Annotated in this window: 9 protein-coding genes; all 9 read left to right on the top strand. The window is 45.6% G+C overall.

All coding sequences use genetic code 11. The features are described from left to right. The first annotated feature begins 3 nt into the window (after positions 1-3). The 9 genes from F6K37_RS29020 (at position 4) to F6K37_RS28980 (ending at position 6,278) form a co-directional block, all read left to right on the top strand. The gene (locus F6K37_RS29020) at positions 4-339 is read left to right on the top strand and encodes a cation:proton antiporter subunit C (RefSeq protein ID WP_044495399.1); all 336 of its coding nucleotides are present in this window, start codon (positions 4-6) and stop codon (positions 337-339) included. Continuing rightward, on the top strand, positions 336-1,775 hold the full coding sequence (locus F6K37_RS29015; RefSeq protein WP_287253920.1) for a cation:proton antiporter: 1,440 nt from the start codon (positions 336-338) through the stop codon (positions 1,773-1,775). The genes F6K37_RS29020 and F6K37_RS29015 overlap by 4 nt, the downstream gene beginning before the upstream one ends. Further along, complete coding sequence (locus F6K37_RS29010; protein WP_008189899.1) at positions 1,772-2,161, top strand: Na+/H+ antiporter subunit E; 390 nt, start codon at positions 1,772-1,774, stop codon at positions 2,159-2,161. The genes F6K37_RS29015 and F6K37_RS29010 overlap by 4 nt, the downstream gene beginning before the upstream one ends. Next, positions 2,158-2,409, top strand: a complete 252-nt coding sequence (locus F6K37_RS29005) for a hypothetical protein (protein ID WP_075900854.1) — start codon at positions 2,158-2,160, stop codon at positions 2,407-2,409. Before F6K37_RS29010 ends, F6K37_RS29005 begins: the two co-directional genes overlap by 4 nt. Further along, positions 2,406-2,684: a monovalent cation/H(+) antiporter subunit G gene (locus F6K37_RS29000; protein ID WP_287253916.1), complete on the top strand. Its 279-nt coding sequence runs from the start codon at positions 2,406-2,408 to the stop codon at positions 2,682-2,684. Before F6K37_RS29005 ends, F6K37_RS29000 begins: the two co-directional genes overlap by 4 nt. Next, complete coding sequence (locus F6K37_RS28995) at positions 2,677-3,351, top strand: DUF4040 domain-containing protein (protein ID WP_287253914.1); 675 nt, start codon at positions 2,677-2,679, stop codon at positions 3,349-3,351. The genes F6K37_RS29000 and F6K37_RS28995 overlap by 8 nt, the downstream gene beginning before the upstream one ends. Then, positions 3,351-4,013, top strand: coding sequence for a Na(+)/H(+) antiporter subunit B (locus tag F6K37_RS28990; protein WP_071102633.1), 663 nt, complete (start codon positions 3,351-3,353; stop codon positions 4,011-4,013). The genes F6K37_RS28995 and F6K37_RS28990 overlap by 1 nt, the downstream gene beginning before the upstream one ends. A 231-nt stretch (positions 4,014-4,244) precedes the next feature. Then, positions 4,245-4,694 carry a DUF29 domain-containing protein gene (locus F6K37_RS28985; RefSeq protein ID WP_287253912.1) on the top strand — a complete coding sequence of 150 codons (450 nt, stop codon included), beginning with the start codon at positions 4,245-4,247 and terminating at the stop codon, positions 4,692-4,694. A gap of 204 nt (positions 4,695-4,898) precedes the next feature. Beyond that, positions 4,899-6,278, top strand: coding sequence for an RNA-guided endonuclease InsQ/TnpB family protein (locus F6K37_RS28980; RefSeq protein ID WP_287253910.1), 1,380 nt, complete (start codon positions 4,899-4,901; stop codon positions 6,276-6,278). The last annotated feature ends 404 nt before the right edge of the window (positions 6,279-6,682 follow it).

The raw sequence follows: 6,682 nt of genomic DNA, 5'->3' as shown, positions 1-6,682 counted from the left end.
CCCGTGTTAGAAGCATTCATATTTGCCACAATATTGTGCGGATTTTTCGGCATCATCCTGAAAAAGAACCTGGTTATGAAAATCATCTCTATGGATATCATGAGCACGGGGGTGATTGCCTATTACGTGTTGGTTGCATCCCGAGATGGTTTATTCACACCCATTCTTTCAAACGTCGAAAATAGGGCTTACGCAGATCCAGTTCCCCAGGCAGTGATCTTGACAGCGATTGTGATCGGCTTTTCGATTCAAGCCTTGATGCTAGTAGGTGTTATGAAACTGGCACGGGACAATCCCACCCTGGAAAGCAACGAGATCGAGAATAATAATACCCCATGAGTACCATTACCATTGCCTGGATTGCCCTACCCCTATTTGTGGGATTCAGCATTTATCTGCTCCCCAAACTTGACCGATACCTCGCCCTAGGCGTTGCCATGGTTTCGGTTGAATATGGGACACAGCTATTTCTTCGAGCAAAATCGCCATTAACCTTACAGCTGCTAGATAATTTCGGTGTCACATTACTAGTTGATCAATTAAGCGCCTTTTTTATCTTGACCAATGGGCTGGTAACGGCAGCAGTCATCCTCTACTGTTGGCAAAGTGGTAAAACAGCTTTTTTTTATACCCAGACCATTATCTTACATGGCAGTGTCAATGCCGTATTTATCTGTGCAGATTTGATCAGTTTATACGTAGCATTAGAGGTAATCAGTATTGCTGCGTTTCTGTTGATTGCCTATCCCCGAACCGACCGATCAATTTGGGTAGCCTTGCGCTATCTTTTGATCAGCAATACAGCCATGCTGTTTTATCTGATCGGCGCAATTTTAGTCTATCAGGCCAATCATTCCTTTGCCTTTGAAGGGTTGGGCGGAGCAACTCCAGAAGCTCTTGCCCTGATCTTTCTGGCACTGTTAGTCAAGGGGGGAATATTTGTATCAGGATTGTGGTTACCCTTGACCCACTCCGAATCTCAGAGCCCAGTGTCGGCATTGCTATCGGGAGTTGTGGTCAAAACGGGAGTCTTTCCACTGTTGCGTTTTGCTCTGATTGTGGAGGAACTTGCTCCCATCGTCAGGATATTTGGAGTGGGGACAGCGCTTCTGGGAGTAGGCTATGCCGTCTTTGAAAAAGATACCAAGCGTATGCTGGCTTTTCATACCATTTCCCAGTTAGGCTTTATCCTCGCCGCACCAGAAGTGGGGGGCTTTTATGCCCTGACCCACGGCCTGGTGAAAGGGGCGCTCTTTTTAATCGCGGGTGTTTTGCCCAGCCGCAACCTCAAGGAACTGCAACATCAGCCGATTAATACCCAAATCTGGATTGCCCTGGCTATAGCTAGCTTCTCAATTTCCGGCTTTCCCTTATTGTCAGGCTTTGGGGCGAAGGTGTTGACCATGAAGAATCTAGTGCCCTGGCAAGTTATCGGTATGAATATTGCTGCCGTAGGAACAGCAATATCCTTTGCTAAATTCATTTTTCTGCCCCATGGGGATGGCAGCCAAGGGCAGGTAAAGGTCGGTTTTTGGTTAGCGATGATACTGTTGCTCGGTGGGCTGATTGCCGTCAATGGTGTGTATTACCAAGCATATAATTATGCCAATATTATCAAACCCCTGGCAACCATTGGCCTGGGATGGTTGGCATATTTGTTGATTTTCAAACGATCTGTAATCAAGCTGCCCCGTGTGCTTGAAGAATTTGACCATCTCATTGGGATGATGAGTCTGATGTTAATCCTACTGTTCTGGATGGTGTTTCAACCATGATTGGGCATCTAAATCTAATCTTACGACTGGTTATCTGGTTTTTGCTGACTGCCAATCTGAGTCCGTCAAATATCATCATTGGCATTGCGATCGCATTCCTATTACCAGGACGCCCCAAAACCCCAGAAGCCTTAAAGGATTGGCTCCGGGTGCTCGGTGAAGTGATAGTGGCGATTCCCCAGGCATATATTGAGGCATTTGAAATCATGCTCCGTCCCCATAAGCACGAAGATGTGATCATGGAAGGAGTCAAACCCCAACGGACCCCTGGGCTAATATTCCTGGATATATTCCTGATCACCTTTACACCAAAAACCATTGTGTTGAAATACCACCAAGATGGCAGGTACGAAGTACACCGGGTTAGACGGAGGAGAAAGCGATGACACTGATCCTGATTGCCATGATTCTGGCTCTGCTCATCCCCATTTATGAGGCTTGGCAAGATGATGATATTTGGCAAAAAATGTTGGCATTTGCCAGTATTGCCACCAAAACATCCATCATGATCCTAGTGGTATCTGTTTTGCGCGATGATTGGATGATCGGTGTTGTCGGGGTGATCATCCTGAGTGTGGGGAATGCTGGATTAATGCTACTGGCACATGTAATTAAACGAATGAGTGATGTATGATTAATGCACTGAGTTACACTTGCATAGGTGTCGGAATCCTATTCTGGTTTTGGGGAACCATTCCCCTAATCGGTGAGCGATCAGTATTATTCAAGCTACATAGTCTTTCAGTGGCAGATACCCTGGGATCGATGAGTATCATCGTCGGGCTGCTCCTGAAGATACCCAGTGAATGGCCGCTGCTGATTCTCGCCATTATCTCCTTGGCGATCTGGAATACAGTGCTGGGATATGTGTTGGCTTACTGTTCCAGTAGTGGGGGTGACAATGACTGATAACTATATCTATGTGATAACCGCCCTGCTGCCTTTGTCCGCCTGCATGCTGGTATTTCAGGTCAATCCATACCATGCTCTGGTGATCCGAGGGATACTGGGAGCGGTGGCGGCTTTGGTCTATGCAATGTTTGGGGCAGCGGATGTGGCTTTGACTGAAGCGTTGGTGGGTACAATGCTAGCCATTACCCTCTATGCGGTTGCGGTGCGTTCATCCTTAACCATGCGTCTGGGAGTAATCCAAGACTGGGAAGAAGTTGAGGCAGATGGGGAGTCTTTAGCAGAGGGCAAGACCAAACCGGATTTTGGGGAACTGATGGATGACTTACGGACAATCCTGAGCAAACACTATATGCGCCTTGAGCTGGTAACCTACACAGATAGGGAGACCTTGCACCGGGCGCTGATAGAAAAAGAAGTCCATGGGACCTGTACCGAAGATGAGAGATGGCTGTTTGAGCAAGACCAGAGGGGATTAGCTCAAGGAGCTACCCAGAAGGCATCACCACAGGATGATCAAGACCAGGTAGGGCAAGAGTATGAAACCCTACCTTATCACACCCAGACCAGGGTTCAACGCCTCTATGAGATCATGCAAAGTGAACTTTCATTATCGGCGACAAGCTTGAGTTATGTAAATGTACCAGAGGCAGGGGGAGATCATTAATGAAATGGATTTACATTGCAGCAGGGATAGCGCTGTACGTCAAATTTATGGTTTTGCCCAATCCAGCGGCAGACTTATCAGATCTCTCTATCGTCGAATCCGTTGTACAAGATACTGGAGTGCCCAATGCGGTTTCGGGTATCATATTCCGGAATCGGCTCTATGACACCATCTTTGAAGTGGTGGTATTTACGATCGCGATCATGGGAGCTAAATTTCTACTGGCGGATGAAAAGCCGTTCTGCACGATCTATCAATTTACCGATAAACCATCCATTGTTCTAGCCCGTCTGGGAGCGACGATTGCTGCGTTGGTAGGTATCGAACTAGCGATTCGGGGGCATCTGAGTCCAGGAGGTGGCTTTGCGGCTGGGGTGGCGGGGGGAACCGCAATCGGTCTGGTTGCCATTACCTCATCATTCCAGTGGATGCAGGCAGTCTACAAGCGTTGGCAAGCTGCTAGGTGGGAGAAGATTTCAGTTTTGATTTTTATTGTACTAGCGGTTATAACCTTGACGGGAGTAGAATTACCCCACGGGGAGTTGCAGACACTTGTCAGCGCTGCCGTCATCCCCATACTCAACATCTTGGTTGCAGTAAAAGTTGCTTTGGGTTCGTGGGCAGTTATTTTGGTTTTTATTCATCATCGGGGATTGCTATGATCGATTACAGCGGTTTTCAATTCAGGGAACAGGGAACAGCGGATCACTGGAACAGAACAAAAATTATGTGTACCTTATAGTTATGAAAAACGGTGCGCTTGACCCGTAATTAAATTCGCCACGGGTCGCACCTCTGCATCGCTTTCTTATCCCCCACACCCCACACCCCACACCCCACACCCTACTCCCTACTCCCTACTCCCTACTCCCTACTCCCTATTCCCTTTGCTGATGAAATCTCAGATACGTGACTTAAAACAACTTTATGAAACTGAGTACGATCAGTGGTTAACTGAAACAGTTAAGCGACTGAAAAATCGTCAATTAGAAGAATTAGATTATGACAACTTAATCGAGGAATTAGAAGCCTTGGGACGCAGCGAACGAAATGCTGTTAAAAGTTTACTGTTGCAGATAATCATTCATCTAATGCTGTACCAATTTTGGGAAGCAGAGAGGGGTAGAAAGGCTAATCACTGGGCGGGGGAAATTATTACCTTTCGAGTTCAACTAGAGGATAAACTTACCACTAATTTACGAAATTACTTAGCCGAGGAATTACCCAAGATCTACCAAAATGCTTTATTGATTGTCCAGAAGAAAACTCAGCTTAAGTCTCTACCAGAACAATGTCCTTATTCCTTTGAGGAATTACTGGATAAGGATTGGTTTCCCAAGTGATATAGCAGTCTCCAATCTTGTTCCTCAACGACGGGACTGACCAAATCCCCCAAAGTTCTACCAAAATATCCAGAAATGTGAGAGCCCTGCGTCTTTAGACCGGGGATGAAACAGAGCGACGGGATTAATCCCGTCGTATCCATAAACTTGGGAACTCTTTTAGTTTTAAATATGTCATAATATGTATAAGGAGGTGATAGCAAAATGTATAGGACAATTCCAGTAAAAGCAATATTCACAGATGAAGAAAAAGCTTTTTGGCTATTTCAAGGCGAACAAGCGAATAGCTTATGGAATTGTGCTACCTATTACTCCAAGCAAAAACATTATACTTGGCTAAAACAGCAACCAGAAGCTTTTACTACTTACTGGAAAGAAGATGTGCTGCGTTATGGTTGGAAGACGTATAAGTGTAATGTTAATTACGCGGAACTTTGTAAAGAGCTAAAAGATAATCCTCATTACAAAGCGATGGCGGCTCAATCAGCACAGCAAACTTTAAAGTCTGTGGCTGAATCAATTACAGGTTATAACCAATTAGTCGGACTTTATTATAAAGGCCAGGTAGATAGACCAAGACTTCTTAGATATCGCCAAAAAGGCGGGTTGACTGGTGTGACTTTCCCGAGACAAGCTCTTACCTATAAAAAAGGCTTATTTTATCCCTCTGTCAGCAAAGAGAGTAAACCAGAACTGCTAACAGAAATTGTACTAGAAGCTCCAGATTTTATAGATCCAGATTGGGTCAAAGAGGTGACAATTCGCCCGTACCTGGGAGAATTATGGATTGATTGGGTGATCGACGACGGGAAGCAACCAGTCGAGAACAACCCCAATCTTGATTATTCACAGGCTTGGAGCTTCGATCATGGTGGGGATAATTGGCTAACCGGAGTTTCGACCCATGGAAAGAGCCTGATTATTGATGGTCGGAAACTCAAATCCATGAATCAGGGGTACGCCAGATTGGTTGCCAAATATAAAGCCGGTAAATCAGATTTTTACTGGGATAGCAACCTGGATCGTGTCCAACGGAAACGCAACAATCAGATGCGAGATGCGATCAACAAGGCAGCCAGATTTATAATTAACAGATGCCTCAATGATCGTATTGGAAACTTGATAGTTGGATGGAATGAACGTCAAAAAGATTCATCAAAGATGGGGAAACGGGGAAATCAGAACTTTGTAGTTATTCCCACTAAGAGGTTAATCGAAAGACTAAAGCAACTAGCCTGCGAATATGGAATAAAACTAACGATTACCGAGGAAGCGTACACCAGTAAAGCGTCTTACCTTGACGACGACAGCCTCCCAAAACATGGCGAAAAACCCAAAGGATGGACACCGTCGGGCAAAAGGGTAAAACGTGGATTATACAAGTCTTCTGAAGGGCACCTAATCAATGCTGACTGTAACGGGGCAGGCAATATTGCTAGGAAAGTAGCTGCACAGTTAGGAATTGACTTAACCAAGGCAGGTAGGGGATCAATGACAGTCCCACACCGGTACGATCTGTTTAACTCTCTTTCTAGATCGTACAGGACAAGAAGTGAAGTGGCACGGGTTCACCCTGCCACGTAACAACATTGTAGAATCCCCCGTGCTTTAGCCGGGGGAGATGTCAACTTTACCCGCAATCGACGCAAGGGGAGTCCGGCGCAATACTTTTGGTTCAGTATCGGAAATATAGCGATTTCTATCCTAATGAGGTAAACAAGATTTTTCCCTGTTCCCTGCTCCGCTGTTCCCTGCTCCCTGCTCCCTGCTCCCTGTTCCCTAAAACCAAGGTACCCGATCGGGTACTGCTTCTAGTCTGACTGATGAGCCACACTAGGAGTAGGGAGTGTGAAGGGAGGATAGCATTTATGAAATTTCAGGCAACTTTCTGCGCAGCTACGGCATCATATACCATCAGGATTGAGAATAATGTTACGTTTTATTGCAGTTAATGGAAAATGTCAATTGCATAATGTGTAGCTATTAAG

The organism is Moorena sp. SIO4E2 (genome assembly GCF_010671945.1).
GTDB classification, from domain to species: Bacteria; Cyanobacteriota; Cyanobacteriia; order Cyanobacteriales; family Coleofasciculaceae; genus Moorena; species Moorena producens.
Note: the sequence above shows the minus strand (reverse complement) of the source record. Positions and strands in the feature narration are given on the sequence as shown.